Below are 19,013 nucleotides of genomic sequence, written 5' to 3'. Positions count from 1 at the left end.
AACAAAACCTTCTCATTTAACGTGAGAAGGTCTTTTTTGTGTACATATAATGATTGTTGCAAATGCTAATAATACAATTCCGGTAAATATAAAGCCGCTGACAATACCTAGTGAGAGCCATCCAAGTAATGAGGAACCTAGGACAACTCCTAGTGAAAAGAAGGCATAAAAATAACCATAGGCTTTTCCACGGATTTCAGCAGTCGTAGAGTCGATTAAAAGTGAATTTACTGATGGGAACAGGAAGCCAAAACCGATACCATAGCAGGCCATTGCAATATAAAGTAACGTACTTGAATCCGCCTGACTAATTAATAATTGACTGATCCCCATTAAACTTATACCAAGTGATAATGTTTTAATTGGTGCCACTCTATCGAAAATACGGTTAGTCGGTAAAATAAATACGAGTACAGCAATAATTCCGAATGTACTCATCAAAGTTCCGCTTAAACGTGAATCAAAGCCTAAAGATTGTACTTTTAGAGGAAGGAGATAGGCAATAACCCCTTGAGAAAACATTAAAAAGAATGCACTAGAGAAGGCTTTTAATGTACCTGTATTAGTAAAAAGTACATGATTAGGAATGTTTGTAATCGGTGCAGATTTTTCTTTTTTTACTTGCTTTGATTTTAGTAAAAAGAAGGCAAATACACTCAACAAGAGCATAAAGCTTGCAGTTATATTAAAAACGAATGGTACGCTAGTACGACTCGCTAAAATGCCACTAAAGGCAGGGCCGATTATTGCGGCGATGCCAACAAAAGCTCCAGAGATAGCACTACCCTTACCTCTTTTCTCTTGTTCAGTTGCATTTGCTAAAAAGGTGAATGCAGCAGGAACAATTAAGCCCGCAACTAATCCATGTACAAAGCGCACTACTAATAGAACAATAGGATCTTCTACTAAATTATAAAGGGTAAGTGAAAGACCTGTTGTAAGTAGACCTAGGATTAAAATAACGAATGGTCCCTTACGATCCGTTAAAAAACCAGAGATAATATTACCAAATGTATTGGAAAGAGAATACATACCTACAGCCAGGCCAGTAAAGAAGGCTGATGCCCCTAAGGATTCAGCATATGTACTCATGATAGGAAGCTGGGTAAATAGGTCGAAAAATGACAAGAATATAATTAAATAGATAAGTTTCTTCATAGCTCCTCCGATGAAAAGTTATGTATTTAAAGATAGTCCAACACTGATTATACCATTCTCGACAAAAAAGAACGCCTCATAAGTTTTTTAACTTATGAGGCGTTTCTGAATGATGAAAATTAAGCTTTAGCAACTTCTTTTTTCATTGTTTTATTTTTAGCAAGATTTACGTGCCAAGAAAGTGCTTCCTCTAAAATATGAGGTGTTTGATGGCCGCCAGTTGCTTCTAGAGCACGGTTATAGTAATCCCAAAGTTGTTCTTTGTAATCGGGGTGTGCACAGTTTTCGATAATTAAAGGTACACGCTCTTGTGGTGCAAGACCACGTAAGTCAGCAATACCTTGCTCAGTTACGATTACATCAACATCATGCTCAGTGTGGTCTACGTGAGAAACCATTGGCACGATTGAAGAGATAGCGCCGCCTTTTGCGTATGATTTAGTAACGAAAATACCTAGACGTGCGTTACGTGCAAAGTCACCTGAACCACCGATACCGTTCATCATACGAGTACCAGATACGTGTGTTGAGTTTACGTTGCCATAGATATCTAATTCAAGAGCAGTGTTGATTGAGATTAGACCCAAACGACGGATAAGCTCTGGGTGGTTAGAAATTTCTTGTGGACGTAAGCAAATTTTATCAGCGTATTTCTCTAGGTTGCCATATACTTTTTTCTGTAATTCTTCTGTCAGTGTAATTGAAGTAGCTGCTGCAAATTTAACTTTACCAGCATCAATTAAGTTGAATACAGCATCTTGAAGTACTTCAGAAGCAACAACTAAATCTTCAAATTCTGAATTTGCGAAGCCGTCAAGTACAGCGTTTGCAACAGAACCTACACCAGATTGTAATGGCATTAATTGTTTTGTTAAGCGACCAGCTTTAATTTCATCGCTGAAGAAGTCTAATAAAATGTTCGCCATTGTTTGTGTTTCTTCATCTGGCGGAACGATTAATGAAGGAGCATCTGGCTCTTCAGAAATAACAATCGCTTTAATTTTAGCTGGATCTACTTTAATACCGATGTCACCAATGCGTTGCATAGCATCAGTCATTGGGATTGCTTCACGTTGACCTTGCTCACCTGGTACATAGATATCGTGGATACCTATTAAAGCTTCTGGATGAGAGATATTTAATTCGACAATAATATTTTCAGCGTAATCAGCGAAGATTGGTGAGTTACCTACAGAGTTTGTTGGGATAATAAATCCATCTTCTGTAATAGCAACAGCTTCAAGAATTAAATATTTAATTGGTCCAATAATTCCTTGACGAACTAATTCAGCGTTATGTGAAAGATGAGCGTCTACATATAGGACATCACCAGAGTTAATTAAATTACGGATCGTTGCATCTCCTTGGAATGGTCCACGTTTGCGGATAACACCAGCATCAGCTAAGTATTTATCTACTTCAGGTCCTAAAGAAGCTCCTGTATATACATCAATTTTGAATTTTTCGTTTTTAGCGCGCTCTACTAAAGCCATAGGAACAACTTTTGCGTCCCCCGCACGAGTGAATCCACTCATACCAACTACATCACCATCTGAAATCAGTGCTGCAGCTTCTTCAGCAGTAACAATTTTACTTTCAAGTTCTTTTAAGCCTAGGCGTTTTTGAACATTTGCATCCATAAAAAAATCCTCCCCTAAAATGTTTGATGGAAACCGATTACAAAACTAGAAAAAACGTGTAAGAATTTTCTGTTTATTCAGTTGTAGTATGACTCCAACCATTTGAATAATACTATCACCAAATTGTCACAAAAACTTTAGAAATAGCATTAAATTGAGTAAAAAGAGGAAAAATGAGCATAAAATCGAATTTTTGACAGAGAAAACGGTTTAAAGTAGAGTTGCTTTATTTTTAGAGAGTTTATAACAATAATAATAAAGAAGTGATTTCCGTTCCGGCTAGGACTTTGTTGTTGCTGCGCTTCGTTACACTCGCTTTCGCACAGAAAAAACATTTGTAGCTGCCGCTTCGCTTTCGCTACAGAAAACATTTGTTGCTGCCGCTTCGTTACACTGCGCTTTCGCACAGAGCAAAGCTTCCTAGGGCGTCCGATGAGCTTTACCTAATGTCATTTCAAACTATTGTGGTGAGGAACAGTAAGAAAAAAGTACAGCGAACAATCAAAATTGCTCGCTGTACTTTACAAAATTAGAAACCTAAAGAACGACGGAAGTAACTTGCATAGCGTTGGCTAACAGGAATACGGGTACCGTCTTTCATGATTAATAAAAACGTTGAATGTGAATCTGGTTGAATTTCATCAATGTAGTCAATGTTAACGATATAAGAGCGGTGACAACGTATAAATGAGTCAGGGGCTAAAAATAGCTCAAGATCACTTAGGTTTAAGCGGTGATATCCTTCACGACTCATTGTTTTAACAAATGTTTTTCGGAGCTGTGTTTCAAGATAAATGACCTGATCATGCTTGATTGGGTACCAACAATCATCAATTTTGATTGTAATGTAATTCGTTAAAAATGCTGACGGCTTTTGTGGGAAGATCGCAGTGATAGCACCCTTTGTTTCCCCTTCTTCCATTAAAGGAATACTCATGCCGTAATAGGCTACCCCAAATACATCAGGTTCAATATAAGAGCTAATCTTTTGTCCATAGTTTAACGCTTTATGAGCCGCAGAGCCTTCTTTAATCGGGTCGCCAGGTTTAATTTTTAAATCAACTTTTTTACTCGGTTGGTAGTACAAGTATTCGTTTGTATCGGAAATTGCAATGGAAGTATTCTCAGGGAAGAACTCCTTAATAATTTCCATAATTTCTTCTATTTGTTTTGGTTCCAATTTTAACACCTCGTCTAAACTTTTAAAAATAGTATTATCATCTATTTTACTACATATTCGTATAAATTATATAGAGAAGATTTCGGAATAAAAAAGAGAAATGTCGATTGATGAAATATAAAGTTGTAAAATCCATTACATAATTTGTAACATATTTTAAATAATTACTAATTCTTTTTAGTATGTATATGGTAAAATCTAAATATAGGTAAATAAGTTTACGAAGTTTCTACTATGTATATATGATAAATTAGAACTAGTGCGAGAGACAAAATGTGGTTGAAAGGAAATCGCAGAATATGGTAAAATTCACTTTATAGTCTATTTTTTTTGTAAACTAGTGGTTTAGTTGGGTTATTTTTAAGTTATATTCAATTATATAATTGTGAAATATGACTCAATTCATACAATTATTAAGGAAATACTATTTTCTTATATGAAATAGATAGGTGTCAAAAAATGTAAAAGCAATTCGTGCAATCTGAAGAAAGATGGGGAAGATTATGCAACTACATCAACATTCTATGTCAGAAACGATATCCAAAAGATACTTTCAAGAAATCGATAGTATTAATCAATACATCGGTATAGAAGAATTTTTTAATATTGAGTCGAAATTAATATTTGAAATTTACCATTTAGAATCGGCAAAAGCTAAAAAATCTTTGCATGAATTAATTGATATTCTTTCAATACGTTTTGGCAAACAAGTCATTAAAATTGTCCGAAGTTATTTTTCTGTTTTGTCGTCAATTGTTGCTCGTAAATTGCTAGACAATCAAGTTCCTTCGAAGAAAGCATTTGCTTTTAATATTGCTTGTAATGATATGATCGAAAATCAAATGAAAGACGCAGAATTTTTACAATTTGCTGATGATTTAATCGATTTCTTTGTCTATTTTATTGCAGACCGCAAGCAACCGACTTTCCGTCACCAGACAGTTAATAAAGTAATTATGTATATAAATGATGAATTAGAAAATGACTTAACAGTGGAAAGCATCGCAAATAACTTCCATATTAGTACTAGTCACTTATCGCGTATTTTTAGAGAACATGTTGGTATTACACTAGTTGAATATCTAAATGTTCGTCGAGTAGAAGAGTCACAGTACTATCTAAGACACACTAATAAAAGTATTACTTCTATTTCAGATCAATTCCATTTCTGTAACCAAAGTTATTTTACCCGCATCTTTAAAAAATATACTGGGGTAACACCCAAACATTTCCGAGATGAACTACATCACGAGTTTTATCGTTTTGAGATGGCGGAATCAGAACTTCAAAACGTCTAAAGTCAGAAGAATATCTAATATTGTTCACAATGGGTAATAAATAAGATTAATAAAAAGATGCGGACGCATTAGCGATGCTAAAGCTCGCATCTTTTTTATACTATGGAATAAGTAGCACTTGCTATTTGATAAAGATAGGTCAGATAATGTATACTTCATTTTAGTTGATAAATAATAGTAGGTGGAAAAATGAAAAATTTGAAGCTATTTTCAATGCTTGGACTCGTCGTTTTTGTTCTTAGTGGCTGTCAAGCTGTGCAAAACAAAGAAGGTTTTTTCTATAGTGTCTTTGTAAAACCAATGGAATTTTTATTAGAATTTTTCGGTAACACTTTTTCAGGTAGCTATGGTTTAGCAATCATTGCTATTACGGTCCTTATTCGTTTAATCTTAATGCCGATTATGTTAAAAAATTACCGTTCCCAGCAAAAGATGAAAATGAAAATGGATGCGTTTAAGCCTGAAATGGAAGCTGTTCAGAAAAAGATGAAGGAAGCAAAGACAAAAGAAGAGCAAACGCAGTATCAACAAGAAATGATGGCATTATATCAAAAACATGGTATCAATCCACTCAACATGGGCTGTTTACCAATGTTAATTCAAATGCCAATTATCATGGGTCTTTATTTCTCCATTTTATATTCTACAGACGTGAAAGCACACGAATTTTTATGGTTTAGCTTAGGTTCACCTGATATCGCTATGACAATTGTCGCGGGTCTTGTATATTTAGTTCAAGCACGTGTATCATTATGGACAGTACCAGAGCAACAAAAAGCACAAATGAAAATGTTTATTTATATTTCACCAATTATGATTGTCTTTATCTCGATGACATCTATGGCAGCCCTACCACTTTACTGGTCAGTCAGCGGTGCGTTGTTGATTATTCAAACATATATCGGTCGGAAATTTTATTCGGAGCATCCGGAAAAAGTAAACTAAAAAATAATCTTTGTCGAGGCGCCTATGTAGCCTCGATTTTTTTAGGAGGACAGCAAGATGAACATAAAGTTGCTATCATCTATTCTAGTCGCGATTTTTAGTATTGCGGCTATCGTATTTATTATCATAGGTAATTTTAATTTTGCAGTATTGGCAATGACTATTATGTTTGCCGTATCGAATGGCTTTAGGGCAAAAAGTTTTAAAGAGCAAGGTTATGTAAAAGAGGCAAAATGGATGAAGTACATGGCAATCTTTTTCTCAATTGCTTCTATAGTAGTGTTTATTATTATCTTCACAGACTAACAGAGTAAAATCAATTTGCCTTGGCATAGTTCCGTGACATCCGTCGGAGGTTTAAACTTCTTTCTGCAATTATTTTCTGTAGCGACAGGTAAAGGTGTTTGATTGCGAAAAGAAGTTTAAAAATAATTGGTGAAAACCTCACTCTAAATTGTGAACAATGGTAAAATGAGACTATACCAATATAGTAAAAACTAGTATCGGTACTTACTGAAGGACTGTTCTTTCTACAATGGATTTGATTCTTTAAAAGAAAATCCTTACTATGTAGTACTGGATAACTTTAAAAGGGGTAAAAAATAGTGAAAAAGAAACGTTTACCACTCATCCTTGGTGCTGTAATCTCAGTGGCGCTTATTGTCTCTATTTTCGTAGTGTATAACTATAAAAATAAACCGGTAAGTAATGCATCAGATGAAGAAAAACAACAAACAGCAGAACCAACTAAAAAAGATCCAGCTGCAAAAGAAGAGCCGAAAAAAACAGCAGATAATCCTGTGAAGCCAGAGCAGAAGACAGATAAAAATGGCTATGTACCAAATCAAACATTACCAACTGAGCCGACATATATTAAAGGTATTTTATTAGCGAATAAAATATATCCGCTACCATCTACCTTTGCGCCTGAAGAAAATCCTGAGGCACGTCAAGCTCTAAACAAAATGTTTGCGGCAGCAAAACAACAAGGTTTTGATTTAGTTGCATTTAGCGGCTATCGATCTTTTGAATATCAAACAACATTATATAATAACTATGCTAAACGTGATGGGCAAGCTGCTGCTGATCGCTATAGTGCTCGACCAGGTTATTCAGAACATCAAACAGGTTTGGCCTTTGATATAGGGGAAAACGGCAAAAATAGTTTATGGCTAACTGAAGAATTCGGTGAGACGCCAGCTGGACAATGGTTATTTACGCATGCTCAAGACTACGGCTTTATTTTACGATTCCCCAAAAATAAAGAAGATATCACAGGTTATATGTATGAGTCTTGGCACTATCGTTATGTTGGTGTAGACATAGCAAAAGACATTAAAAAACAAAATATTACCCTAGAAGAATATTTAGGTGTGAAATAAAAAAGGGAAGAGAGTTGTTCATAATTAATGAACTAGCTCTCTTCCTTTTCTACATTCTACAAGATAGGTGTTAATAAACGTGAAATTGATTCTTTAAATTTAATCAGTGCAGAACGATTTTTGTACATTTCCCAAGTTAATTCAGTACAATCAAAAATATCTTTTTCGAACAGCTCAGCAAGCTGATGTGAAATCGTTGAGTCATAGATAAATGCATTAACTTCAAAATTCAAACTGAAACTTCGTACGTCAAGGTTTGCAGTTCCGACTGTAGATGCTTCATCATCAATAATAATTGCTTTAGCATGAATAAAGCCCTTCTCGTAAATATAAACTTTTGCACCTGCACGCAATAATTGTCCTACGTATGAGTATGTAGCCCAATAAACAAACATATGATCAGGCTTATTCGGAATCATGATCCTTACATCTATACCTGAAAGCGTCGCAATTTTAATAGCTTCTAAAAAACTAACATCGGGTATGAAATATGGCGTTTGGATATATATATATTTTTTCGCCATATTAATAAGCTTTAAATAACCAATTTTAATTTGTTCCCATTCAGAGTCAGGGCCACTAGACACGATTTGTAAGCCCACATCACCTTTTTTCGGAATAGCGGGGAAGTAACGGTCTGAATAACCCATTTTATGTTGTGCACAAGCTTGATTCCAATCAAGTAAAAAGCGTGTTTGTAATGGATGTACGGCACTACCCTCAATACGTAAATGTGTATCTCGCCAATAGCCAAATTTCTTTTGTAGACCAAGATACTCATCCCCGACATTAAAGCCCCCGATGTAACCAATACGGCCATCAATCACAACAATTTTCCGGTGATTCCTAAAATTTAAACGAGGGTTTATAAGCGGAAAAATAGATGGGAAAAATACTTCGATTTCACCGCCTGCATTAAGCAATTCTTTGAAATGGCGTTTTTTAACGTTGCGTGAGCCCATTTCATCATATAAGATTCTTACCTTAACCCCTTGTTTTGCTTTTTTTATAAGTTTATCAATAATGCTTGTACCTAAGTTATCTAGACGGAAAATATAATATTGAACGTGAATATGATCTTTTGCTACCTCAATATCTTTCAGAAGTTGCTCAAATTTATTTGCACCATCATCAAAAATATCAATGTGGTTGTCCTGTGTTAATACTGCATTATTTGTTTTAAGATGCATATAAATCATTTCTTTATAATTTTCCGCATTTTCTATGCGATACTCGAACGTATCATCTCGGATCGCTTCTGTCTGATAGCTAATGAGGTTATCGATACCAATATCCTTGCGTCCTTCCCAACGGAATAAATGCTTTCTCCGTAATTGTCGTCCGAATAGCAAGTATAAAATAAACCCACCTAAAGGAATGAAAAATAGTACGAGAATCCATGCCCATGTAGAAGTGGCATCTTTACGCTCTAAAAAAATTATGACCAATGCTGCTAAAATATTGATAAACATAATCAAAGATACTAGAAATCCAAAGTCAGTAAAAATACTCATTTCTACACCTGCCTTTACTATATTTTCGCAATATATCTAGTATAGCTTACTTTATATGTGGAAAGAAGATACGAATTTTGTTAGTAAGCATGGAAAAGGATTACCTCCGAAACTAGCGAGGTAATCCAAAATCAATTTCGCCTTTCCGTAATTGTTATAAGCTGCCGCTACATTTTTCGAATGAGGATCAATAATGCTCCCATTGAAATAAAATATCAGAAAAATCCCTTTGAAGAAGCTTCTCTCGATTAATAAAAAACTTCCCAACGCCGCTATCCGCCCACATAATACCGATTTCATCATTAGAGTCGATTTGGAGTAACAATACATCATACCGTTTAAGGAGCTGCGATCCGTGACGAATATCTTCCTCTAAAAAATAGGCATAACCACCGATTTTAGCTCCAGCCCCTAAGAAATATTGAAGATAAATCTCTCGTAAATCAACATCTTGTGATAAAGGAATTAAGTTTGGTAAATAATGTACCGCGCGATAATCTAAAGCAGATACAGGTTCTAGGCTCGCTTGAAATTGTAATGCTAACTCCTGGCGGATAGGGAAACTGTCATCTGCTGTTTGTGCTAAAAAATCCTGTCTAGGGACCGTCGCTTCAAAATTTACAGTAGGATAATAACGTATTTTATAAAATTGCTGGAAAATATCCTCATGATAATGATCAGCATTCACGAAAATATTAGATGAAATAAAAAATTGCAAAATACCCTGAGATGGGAAATCCTTTAGTGGTGGCATTTCTGCAAAGTTAATTTGAGCTAATAGCCGCATAGGCTCACCTGTAATATCTTTTGGATATGTTTGATAATAGGGTATATAAGGTTCCCCAGCAAATTTACTTTCTGTTAACGTAGTTGAACGTTTATATGGCGTGATAACCATCGCGGAAAGTAGTGTGTCTTCAATTTCAAAACGAAACGATTCTAGCTCTTTTGGAAGTAAAAGATTTGTTATTTTGTTCATGCAGAGCCCTCCGATATTCTGCTATAACTTCTTTTAGCAGGATGTCTTTTAACCGAAAGCGTAGCGACAGGTACAGATGTCTTCCACCTCTATAGGTGATAAATGAATGCGGTTTTAAGTCATTTTTCAGTAGGAAATCATCCGCTGAAATAGAGGAACTCAGTCTAAGAACGCCACGTCCTGTGGCAACGACTGAGTGGCCAACATCTTGCTGTTACTGCCGCTTGCTTTCGCACAGTCAAAAAAACATTGCTGACGCTGCGTTAGCACTACGCTTTCGTGCAAAAAACATCTGTTGGCCCAAAACCTCCGGCAGATGTCAATGAAATCGGAAAGGAGTTCACATAGGAAGATAGCCGTTATCGCATCCATGCGATAAAACGACTAACTAACCTGCGTCATGTTGTTGCCGCTGCCGCTTCGCTTTCGCGCAGATAAAACCCTTTTGCCGCTGCCGCTTCGCTTTCGCACAAAGCCGATTCCGGACGCAATTATGCCGAGGCATAATTAATGGGTCCAATATTTCTTGTGTTGTTCTATAAACTTCGAATTACTATTAAGTTACGGCTTTTTATCAATAAATTATTCAAGTCGTAAAGATTTATTTGATGCCTTAAAAATAAATATTAAAGTTATTGAAACGAATGCTACTGCTGCTGCAGTATAATAGCCTAGACTAGATTGCATCGTAAATAGCCAAGTGAAGAATAGTGGACCTAGTATGCGTCCTAGGTTATCCATTGAATAAGAAAGACCGGCAGCAGTCCCGTATTGACCACCAGATTCTTTGGTCGAAAGAGATACGACACATGTTCTTGCAAGCGCATTTCCCGCTGTGAAAACACAAAGGGCAAAACCCGCCATAATTAAATTAGCTGTTAAAGTGAATAAAAGCATACCCATAGCTGTGACAATTTGTGCACCTATTAACCAAGTTGTCTCGCTGCCATTTTTAATACGTCTAACAACACCGCCTTGAATAGCTGCATCTACAAAGCCACTAAACATAAACAAATAACCAATTTGTAACGGTGTGATTTGAATTCGATCAATTTGGAATAACTGGAACGTTGCTTCTACTCCGGCAAGCATAAAAGTTACTAAAAATGAGAACATAAATAAATATCGCACACGGTACTGCAGCATTTTGGCCGCACCCTTCGGCACGATGGTACGTTTATTTGTATCTTTTCGTTTTGTAGGTTCTTTTAAAACAAAACTTGCATAAATAAATAATAGTGCAATTAGTGTTGCAGAAGCGACAAATGGTAGTTGCAGGCTATAGTGTCCGAGCATACCGCCAATTGCAGGACCAAAAATAAAACCGAGCCCGATGGACATGCCCATGAAACCCATATATTTATTGCGATCCTCCTCACTCGACATATCTCCTACAAAGCCTGTCACAGATGTGTATAGTGCACCAGAGAATAAACCGCCCACAACACGTGAGAAGTACAACATTGCTAAATTATCAATAAATAAAGAGAAAATAACAAAGCTTAAGCTAAAACCAGCTAGGCCTATTAATATAAGTTGTTTACGACCTACCTTATCGGACAGCATACCCCAAAATGGTGCAGTGAAAAAACTTGCAAGCGAGTACACTGTAAGTAGGCCACCTACGTGTAAATCATCCCAATTTTGCTGAACTACTACCTCGGGTAAGACCGGTATAATAATCCCGAATCCTAGGTAGACGAGGAATTGAACAGACATTAATAATAAAATTGCCTTTTTCATACAGTACCCTGCTTTCATACGATATTTTAGTATGTATATTCTACCTCTCTTGTTATTGTTATTACAAGAAAACGGAAGACAAAACAATTTAAGTGCTTAATGGCTCATTACTAAAAGTAGGGGATGACATTTGCTAAGGTGCATACCATGTTAAGTGATTAGAGTTGGATTGCAGTAGAGAAAAGAGGCTAAAACAATGTATAAAAAACGGCAGACTGTTAACAATGAAATTATATTGATACTAAAAATTAATAACGAGTTATAAAGTAACTAAATGGACTCATTCCATTTTAAATTTTTTGTATCGATTGTCGCATAGTGATAATTTTTGCTATTTAGTGGTAAATAAGTTTATAGGGAATTACATTTATTAACACGTTATAGTTGATGATAAGATGGTGAATAGTATGTTAAGGAAAAATTTACATTGTAACAGAAATGAAAAATTTTAAAGCAGAGTTAAATGGTATGATAGAAAGAGATTAACTCGTCAGACATCATACACTTGCAAAAATGAAACTTTTTTGGAAATAAAACGTTATATAAATTCGAGGAAAGATTGAGGTGGAATGTATGAAAAAAGAAGTAGATTTGAAAAAGATCGTTTCGAATTTATCTAAGTTGGGTGTGACAGCCACTGTAACAAAGTCTCGACTTGAACTTTTAAAAGTGCTCACACCACCAACGCAAACTCCGCAAGTTCAAGCTTAACTCGTTCAAATGAAAATGGGTAGTCTCGTAATTGAGACTACCCATTTTTTATATTCATTATTAATCATCATCATCGTGAGTAGTAAACATGTAAGTACGATAGTGGAAACGCATACTGAAAACAAGACCGATGGCTAGCGAGTTCCCCATTAATGAACTTCCCCCATAACTGATAAACGGTAGGGGAATACCGGTAATAGGTAAAAGTTGAATAGTCATACCGATATTTTCAAGTACGTGGAATGTAATCATTGCAATAATACCGGCACATACATATGTTGAGAATGGATCTTTCAATAATAGTGTAGTTTTTGTTAAATGATAGATTAATAAAAAGAACATACAAATAACGATACTAGCACCAATAAAACCCCATTCTTCTCCGATAACCGTAAAAATAAAATCGGTATGATTTTCGGCAACGTAAACCTCGCGACCACGGAAACCTTTTCCGAAAATTTCACCTGAACCAATAGCGTTTAAGGAAGTAATTAAATGGTATCCATCACTAGAAGAATATGAATATGGGTCTAGCCAAGAATAGATTCGAGCAAACTGATATGGTTTAAAGCCGAATGTTTTCTCTAAAAAACTCTGCATATAGAGCGCCATCCATAAAAGAGAACCACCCACTAAAGAGCCACCTATAAAAGTCGGTAAAATAATTTTCCACGATATACCTGCTACAATAACAACAGCAGCTGTAATGGCAAAGAATACTAATGCTGAACCAAGGTCAGGCTGCTTCATGATAAGAGCTAAAGGTAGTAACAGTGTAGCAGCGATTTTAGCTAGCAATATGAAGTCTGTTTTTACCGATCTAAAAGAATAAACCTCGTTATGCTTACTAATAAGGCGGGCAAGTGCTAGAATGTAAAAGGTTTTCATAAACTCAGAGGGTTGAATATTCCCTAGAGGTGTGTGATACCAGCTTTTTGCACCATTAATTTTTTCACCGATTTGTCCTGTTCCTTCTGGCATGAAGATAAGTAGTACTAATAAGGCGATGCCAGCACCGTACATATACCAAGACATTTTTTTATATTGGTCAGGTTCAAAAAACATAACTATTCCAATAATTACTGAGCAAATGACGTACCATCGCAATTGTAAAGGAACATAGTTAACGCCATACTGACCTGATGTTTGCGCCGACGCAATGGCTAACAAACTTATGACTAGGAAGGTTAAAAGTATAAAAGCGAGCGTCCAGTCAAAACGATTCGCGAAATTTCGTTTATTTTCCATACAAGCCACCTAAATTAATATAGTATCTCTTCATGAGTAAATTTGATTCAAATTAATTCCAATTCAATATGCTACCAAATATATTTAACTTCTTTCAACAAAAGTCTCCCACTTCTTTCGGTGGTGAAATGCATGCGGATTTAAGCTACTTTTCAAATACCCGCGAAAGAAGTTGAATCGGAAATGAGCTCTTTGTCCAAGCACAAAGCTGATTCACCTTAGGTAAAGAGGTAAATATTCATGCCGAAGTAAGTGTGTTAACGATGAGGTTCGATGCTTGCTTTTGGCTTAGAATCCTCGCAGTTATTTGTAAAAATGAATAGAATTATATTCTTGAAAATTTGTTCATTCAGAGTGGTTAAAAACAGATATACAACAGCATCTTTAACATTCATATTATACCTTAAAAAACATTTTTACGCCTGTGAATATTGTTATGACGATTATTAACATAAAATGTTTCAAAAAATTCATGTTTAGTTTTATAATGTAGTGAAGAATGGGGTGATGGTTGTGGCTAAAAAATTAAAGTCAGCTGACGATTTTATGTATCATGTTTATGTTCATATGAATGATGTCGATAAATTTGTTATTTTTAGCGGGCTTAAATTCTCGCAATTTGTGGCTGCACTTGAACCACTGCATCACTTACTGTTATTGAAACATTCCTATGAAGATGGTTCCTTTAATATGCATACACAGTTTGATTATGTACCAGAGGAGGAAGTACCTCAGTTTGTAAAGAAAGCTACTGAATCTAAAGAATTATGTTGGATAGACTTTATGGATGAGAAGAGGCTAGACCAACTAACACCGATGGAACAAGGAGAATTGCTTTACATAAGTCATAAAAAGGAACCGATAACTTCACCATTTTTTAATAAATTGCAAAATCAATTTGTTTACTATTCTTCAGATTTAGAGAAAATGACTAAAATTTATTTTCGCCATTTAAGTGATTTCGATTTACTCATTGCGAATGTTTTGAACAGTTTGATTCGTGAAAAGGAGCGTAGCACTGGTTTTTGGCGACGGAAAGTGAAATCGAGTATTCCTTCTATTTCACCTGAATTTTTGCGTGCCTATCGTTCTTTTACTAAAGACGGAGCACTGTTATCATTGTATCGAATTGAAAAACCTAAAGTAGCTTACGGTATCGAAATTCGCAATCTGTCAGAATACTCCTTTCCTGATGAGGTATGGGATGATTTAAATACAATTTTGAAAAATGAGCACGATGAATTGATTTATATTATTTAACTTCTTTCAGCGGGTATCCTTGAAATAGAGGAACTCAGTCTAAGGACACCACATCCTGTGTCAACGACTGAGTGACCAACATCATACCGCTGACGCTTCGCTATAAAGCATCTGTTGGCCTATGCACAAAGCTGATTCCTGACGCAATTATGCCTAGGCATAATTGATCTATTCATTTGTATGTAGAATGAATATACACTAAATCTCACCGTCAAAAATACGGTGAGATTTTTATCTTCAGTCAGCTACACAAGATACTCACTTTTACTGGTGGTGAGATGAATGAGGATGTGGTACCTTTTCAGAGGGTATCCAAACACCTATTGAAATAGAGGATCTTAGGCTAAAAACTTTACATCCTCACAAAATTTGGACGTAATTACGCCAAGGTGAAATTGATGTCATTTGTCAAGACGTTTCATGATAAACTAATAGTACTCAAGAAGTATGCGGAGGGCACAAAAATGAAAAAAAGAATCGGTTTATTATACGGTGGAAAGTCAGCGGAGCATGAGGTGTCATTATCGACAGCACGTGCAGTCACTGGAGCTTTGAATTTCGAGGAGTATGAAGTATATCCGATTTTCATTACACTTGAAGGAGAGTGGCGCCGCGGCGAGCGTCTAAATAAACCTGCAAGTACAATTGAAGAATTACAATTTGGTGATGATGCCACTATTTTAGAAAATAATATTACAAATTTTTTAATGGATAAAGATGGTAAAACTGTACAATTCGATGTAATTTTCCCATTACTTCATGGTACTAATGGTGAAGATGGAACTGCTCAAGGTTTACTTGAGGTTTTAAATTTGCCGTATGTAGGAAATGGTGTATTAGCATCTGCAACTGGCATGGATAAAGTAATCATGAAGCAATTATTTGAAATTGCCGGCTTACCACAAGTGCCGTATACGTACTTCATTCGTAGCGAATGGGCTAATGAACAGGAGGCTATCCTTGATCGTTGTGAAGAAAAGTTGGATTGGCCGATGTTTGTGAAACCTGCAAACTTGGGATCAAGTGTCGGAATTAACAAGGCAACAAACCGCGATGAATTAGTGAAGGCAATCGAAATCGCTTTACAATATGATCGTAAAATTGTAATTGAGCAAGGTATTGTCGCTCGTGAAATTGAACTAGCTGTGCTAGGAAATGACTTCCCGGAAGTTTCTGTACCGGGTGAAATTAAACCAGTTACTGAATTTTATGATTATGACTCTAAATATAAAGATGGCTCAACAGCCCTTATTATTCCAGCAGAGGTTCCTAAAGATACTGTATCAAGCTTACAGGAGCTAGCAAAGCGTGCGTTTAAAGCTATTGATGGAAGCGGTTTAGTTCGTGCGGACTTTTTTGTGACGGCCGATAACAGCATTTATATTAACGAAGTAAATACAATGCCAGGTTTTACACCTGTTAGCATGTATCCTCTTCTATGGCAGCATACAAATGTAAGCTACCCAGAGCTGATTAATCGTCTGATTACATTAGCAATTGAGCGTTTTGAAGAAAAACAACAGCTTCACTATAAAAAAGACTGAGTGGGATTATTGTGAAAAAAACATTAAAGCAGTTAGCTACATGGTTAAATGAAGATGTGCCAGCTTTTGGTGATACGGTAGTATCAGGAATTTCCATTGATACACGTACAATTCAACAAGGGGATCTGTTTGTACCATTTCGTGGTGAGACGGCCAATGGGCATAAATTTGTCCTGCAGGCTTTTGAAAAAGGAGCGGGTGCTTCTCTTTGGCAGAAAGATGAACCAAATCCACCACAAGGTGTACCATTACTCTTTGTAGATGATCCAGAAATAGCGCTTCAGCAAATGGCTCGTGCCTATCGTAGTGAGCATAAAGCGAAGTTTATTGGCATTACTGGTTCAAACGGTAAAACATCCACGAAAGATATTTTAGCGGGAACGCTAACACCATTTTTTAAAGTACAAAAGACCATTGGGAATTTTAATAATGAACTAGGTTTACCTATTACAGTTTTACAGCTAGATGAAGATACTGATGTTGCTGTGCTTGAAATGGGTATGAGTGGTTTTGGTGAAATAGAATTTTTAACGAAGCTTGCTCGTCCACATATGACGGTTATTACAAACATTGGCGAGGCTCATATGCAAGATTTAGGCTCACGTGCCGGAATCGCTAAAGCCAAGTTTGAAATAATTCAAGGAATGCAATCGGATGGAGTGCTATTTTATGATGGAGATGAACCGCTACTTCAAGAACTAGTTGCGAAAGAGCAGCAGTTAAATGCAGTGGCATTTGGCTTAGAGCACGGCAATCTACTGTATGCAGACAATATTGAAGCAACTTCTGATGGTAGTGGCTTCTCTACACATGGTGTAATAGAAGGAGATTTCTTTATTTCCGTTCTCGGGAAGCACCAGGTGAAAAATACATTAGTCGCTATGTTAATTTCTCAAAAGTTAGGTTTAAACGATGACCAAATTCGTGCATCCTTAAAACAAGTAGCTCTAACGGATATGCGCATGCAACAAGTGAATGGATCAAATGGGGCATTGTTTATTAATGATGCATACAATGCCGCACCAACCTCTATGAAGGCGGCTATTCAATTTGTAGCATCGACAACGATTCGCCCAGAAAAATGGCTTGTGTTAGGTGATATGCTTGAACTTGGCCCAAATGAAAAGCATTTCCATGAAGATTTATCGAAGGATATTCATGCAGAAGAAATCGCTTATGTATGTTTATTTGGCCCACGAATGGCTTATTTGAATGAAGTCTTAAAAGAGCGTTTTGATGAGGAACATTTGCTATATGTTGAGGATGATTATACGCCAATTATCGAAAAACTACAGCAAGCTAACGAGGAGTCTATCGTTTTACTAAAAGGCTCTCGGGGTATGAAATTAGAAACAATCTTACGTGCATTCACGTCATAAAATGAAATAAGGAATCGGTGGGATACTCTCTCACCGATTCCTTTAAATTTTTGATTTAAATGAGTTACACATTTAGAGGTGAAAATAATGTCAGTAGGTGTGTTATGTATACATGGATTTTCAGGCGGACCTTATGAAGTAGAACCTTTTACTACCTATTTACGTACGCATACAAATTGGCTGATTGAAGAACCTACTTTGTCAGGGCATGGAGAGGAATTACAAATGCGTGGTTTCACTGCCAAGCATTGGCTAATGGATGCCGAGCTCGCTTTTCGTGCTCTTGCTAAAAAAGTAGATGAAGTAATAGTAGTTGGGTTTTCGATGGGTGGCATTATAGCGCTCTATTTAGCTAAACGTTATAAAGTGAAAAAGCTTGTATTACTAAGCGCAGCTGCCAAGTATGTCAGTCCGAAGCAACTAGTCAAAGATTTTAAAATGCTTGCCACTGAGGCGTATCATCGTAATCTGTCTAGTAATGAATTGTATTTACGATATCGGCATAAGTTTAATCATGTGCCACTATCGTCAACGATAGAATTCATGAAGCTTGTTCGAATGGTGGAGCCGTATTATAAAGATATTAAAATTCCAGTGTATATTGTACAAGGGAAATTAGACGGAATAGTACCATATCACACGGCTCAATTTTTATATGATCAAGTAACCTCAAACGATAAAACTTTGTATATTTCTGATAATGGGAAGCATCATATATGTTATGGTGAAGATTGCTCTGAATGGTTTTCTTGCGTTTTGTCGTTTTTAAAGAGTACGTAAAGTAGTCAGATTATTACGACTCATGCGTTATCGTTGCATACGTTTTAATCCCATGTTAGACTAGTGTAAGCAATGGATACATTTTGTGCGAAGACTCTTCATAATTGATTGAAGAGTACTTTTTTTTGAACACAACGGTTTTATTCTAAAGTGAATAATTACGACAGAATCAAACCGCTCGGTAAAGACCGGGCTTTCCTTTTCATATAAGAGAGCTCTATGTGACCATCATATAGAGAAAAATTTTAAGTA

16 protein-coding genes are annotated in these 19,013 nt (G+C 36.1%); 9 read left to right on the top strand and 7 right to left on the bottom strand.

The features are described from left to right. Positions 1-12: 12 nt before the first annotated feature. The 3 genes from C7Y47_RS09250 to C7Y47_RS09240 form a co-directional block, all read right to left on the bottom strand. Positions 13-1,158, bottom strand: a complete 1,146-nt coding sequence (locus tag C7Y47_RS09250) for an MFS transporter (RefSeq protein WP_142508514.1) — start codon at positions 1,156-1,158, stop codon at positions 13-15. Between the two features lie 119 nt (positions 1,159-1,277). Continuing rightward, complete coding sequence (locus C7Y47_RS09245; RefSeq protein WP_142508513.1) at positions 1,278-2,798, bottom strand: succinate CoA transferase; 1,521 nt, start codon at positions 2,796-2,798, stop codon at positions 1,278-1,280. Between the two features lie 529 nt (positions 2,799-3,327). Further along, on the bottom strand, positions 3,328-3,978 hold the full coding sequence (locus C7Y47_RS09240; RefSeq protein ID WP_132361594.1) for a LytTR family DNA-binding domain-containing protein: 651 nt from the start codon (positions 3,976-3,978) through the stop codon (positions 3,328-3,330). A gap of 503 nt (positions 3,979-4,481) precedes the next feature. Between C7Y47_RS09240 and C7Y47_RS09235 the strand changes: the two genes are divergently transcribed. From C7Y47_RS09235 to C7Y47_RS09220, 4 genes are all read left to right on the top strand, one after another. After that, the gene (locus C7Y47_RS09235) at positions 4,482-5,276 is read left to right on the top strand and encodes a helix-turn-helix transcriptional regulator (RefSeq protein ID WP_132361596.1); all 795 of its coding nucleotides are present in this window, start codon (positions 4,482-4,484) and stop codon (positions 5,274-5,276) included. Positions 5,277-5,465: 189 nt separating this feature from the next. Beyond that, entirely contained in the window at positions 5,466-6,221 is a 756-nt protein-coding gene (yidC, locus tag C7Y47_RS09230; RefSeq protein WP_142508512.1) for a membrane protein insertase YidC, read from the top strand. Between the two features lie 57 nt (positions 6,222-6,278). Then, complete coding sequence (locus C7Y47_RS09225) at positions 6,279-6,527, top strand: hypothetical protein (protein ID WP_142508511.1); 249 nt, start codon at positions 6,279-6,281, stop codon at positions 6,525-6,527. Between the two features lie 299 nt (positions 6,528-6,826). Further along, positions 6,827-7,603, top strand: coding sequence for a M15 family metallopeptidase (locus C7Y47_RS09220; RefSeq protein ID WP_142508510.1), 777 nt, complete (start codon positions 6,827-6,829; stop codon positions 7,601-7,603). A 56-nt stretch (positions 7,604-7,659) separates the two neighbouring features. Here the strand turns inward: C7Y47_RS09220 and cls are convergent, their stop codons facing one another. From cls to C7Y47_RS09205, 3 genes are all read right to left on the bottom strand, one after another. Then, positions 7,660-9,117, bottom strand: a complete 1,458-nt coding sequence (gene cls / locus C7Y47_RS09215) for a cardiolipin synthase (protein ID WP_142508509.1) — start codon at positions 9,115-9,117, stop codon at positions 7,660-7,662. A 187-nt stretch (positions 9,118-9,304) separates the two neighbouring features. Continuing rightward, positions 9,305-10,096: a YwqG family protein gene (locus C7Y47_RS09210; RefSeq protein WP_142508508.1), complete on the bottom strand. Its 792-nt coding sequence runs from the start codon at positions 10,094-10,096 to the stop codon at positions 9,305-9,307. A gap of 582 nt (positions 10,097-10,678) precedes the next feature. Beyond that, on the bottom strand, positions 10,679-11,839 hold the full coding sequence (locus C7Y47_RS09205) for an MFS transporter (protein WP_142508507.1): 1,161 nt from the start codon (positions 11,837-11,839) through the stop codon (positions 10,679-10,681). 573 nt (positions 11,840-12,412) lie between these two features. Between C7Y47_RS09205 and C7Y47_RS24905 the strand changes: the two genes are divergently transcribed. Further along, on the top strand, positions 12,413-12,550 hold the full coding sequence (locus C7Y47_RS24905) for an Lmo0850 family protein (protein ID WP_166672133.1): 138 nt from the start codon (positions 12,413-12,415) through the stop codon (positions 12,548-12,550). A 60-nt stretch (positions 12,551-12,610) separates the two neighbouring features. On the opposite strand, the gene C7Y47_RS09200 is transcribed toward C7Y47_RS24905, so the two are convergent. Further along, a complete protein-coding gene (locus tag C7Y47_RS09200) occupies positions 12,611-13,798 on the bottom strand; it encodes an FtsW/RodA/SpoVE family cell cycle protein (RefSeq protein WP_142508506.1) in 1,188 nt (395 codons plus the stop codon). Between the two features lie 507 nt (positions 13,799-14,305). Between C7Y47_RS09200 and C7Y47_RS09195 the strand changes: the two genes are divergently transcribed. The 4 genes from C7Y47_RS09195 (at position 14,306) to C7Y47_RS09180 (ending at position 18,761) form a co-directional block, all read left to right on the top strand. After that, entirely contained in the window at positions 14,306-15,058 is a 753-nt protein-coding gene (locus tag C7Y47_RS09195) for a hypothetical protein (protein WP_132361612.1), read from the top strand. 464 nt (positions 15,059-15,522) lie between these two features. Next, positions 15,523-16,602 (top strand): D-alanine--D-alanine ligase, encoded by a 1,080-nt coding sequence (locus C7Y47_RS09190; RefSeq protein WP_142508505.1) that lies wholly within the window; start codon positions 15,523-15,525, stop codon positions 16,600-16,602. A gap of 11 nt (positions 16,603-16,613) precedes the next feature. Continuing rightward, positions 16,614-17,981, top strand: coding sequence for a UDP-N-acetylmuramoyl-tripeptide--D-alanyl-D-alanine ligase (locus C7Y47_RS09185; protein ID WP_142508504.1), 1,368 nt, complete (start codon positions 16,614-16,616; stop codon positions 17,979-17,981). 87 nt (positions 17,982-18,068) lie between these two features. Beyond that, a complete protein-coding gene (locus C7Y47_RS09180) occupies positions 18,069-18,761 on the top strand; it encodes an alpha/beta hydrolase (protein WP_142508503.1) in 693 nt (230 codons plus the stop codon). Positions 18,762-19,013 lie beyond the last annotated feature (252 nt).

The organism is Lysinibacillus sphaericus (assembly GCF_006864135.1).
Classification (GTDB): Bacteria; Bacillota; Bacilli; order Bacillales_A; family Planococcaceae; genus Lysinibacillus.
The sequence above is the reverse complement of the archived record's forward strand: the minus strand, read 5'-3'. Positions and strand labels throughout refer to the sequence as shown.

What these genes read in the sequence shown, in the direction of transcription:
- C7Y47_RS09250 (WP_142508514.1), bottom strand. Translation starts at nt 1,158, where the DNA reads ATGAAGAAACTTATCTATTTAATTATATTCTTGTCATTTTTCGACCTA.
- C7Y47_RS09245 (WP_142508513.1), bottom strand. Translation starts at nt 2,798, where the DNA reads ATGGATGCAAATGTTCAAAAACGCCTAGGCTTAAAAGAACTTGAAAGT.
- C7Y47_RS09235 (WP_132361596.1), top strand. Translation starts at nt 4,482, where the DNA reads ATGCAACTACATCAACATTCTATGTCAGAAACGATATCCAAAAGATAC.
- yidC (WP_142508512.1), top strand. Translation starts at nt 5,466, where the DNA reads ATGAAAAATTTGAAGCTATTTTCAATGCTTGGACTCGTCGTTTTTGTT.
- C7Y47_RS09225 (WP_142508511.1), top strand. Translation starts at nt 6,279, where the DNA reads ATGAACATAAAGTTGCTATCATCTATTCTAGTCGCGATTTTTAGTATT.
- cls (WP_142508509.1), bottom strand. Translation starts at nt 9,117, where the DNA reads ATGAGTATTTTTACTGACTTTGGATTTCTAGTATCTTTGATTATGTTT.
- C7Y47_RS09210 (WP_142508508.1), bottom strand. Translation starts at nt 10,096, where the DNA reads ATGAACAAAATAACAAATCTTTTACTTCCAAAAGAGCTAGAATCGTTT.
- C7Y47_RS09205 (WP_142508507.1), bottom strand. Translation starts at nt 11,839, where the DNA reads ATGAAAAAGGCAATTTTATTATTAATGTCTGTTCAATTCCTCGTCTAC.
- C7Y47_RS24905 (WP_166672133.1), top strand. Translation starts at nt 12,413, where the DNA reads ATGAAAAAAGAAGTAGATTTGAAAAAGATCGTTTCGAATTTATCTAAG.
- C7Y47_RS09200 (WP_142508506.1), bottom strand. Translation starts at nt 13,798, where the DNA reads ATGGAAAATAAACGAAATTTCGCGAATCGTTTTGACTGGACGCTCGCT.
- C7Y47_RS09195 (WP_132361612.1), top strand. Translation starts at nt 14,306, where the DNA reads ATGGTTGTGGCTAAAAAATTAAAGTCAGCTGACGATTTTATGTATCAT.
- C7Y47_RS09190 (WP_142508505.1), top strand. Translation starts at nt 15,523, where the DNA reads ATGAAAAAAAGAATCGGTTTATTATACGGTGGAAAGTCAGCGGAGCAT.
- C7Y47_RS09180 (WP_142508503.1), top strand. Translation starts at nt 18,069, where the DNA reads ATGTCAGTAGGTGTGTTATGTATACATGGATTTTCAGGCGGACCTTAT.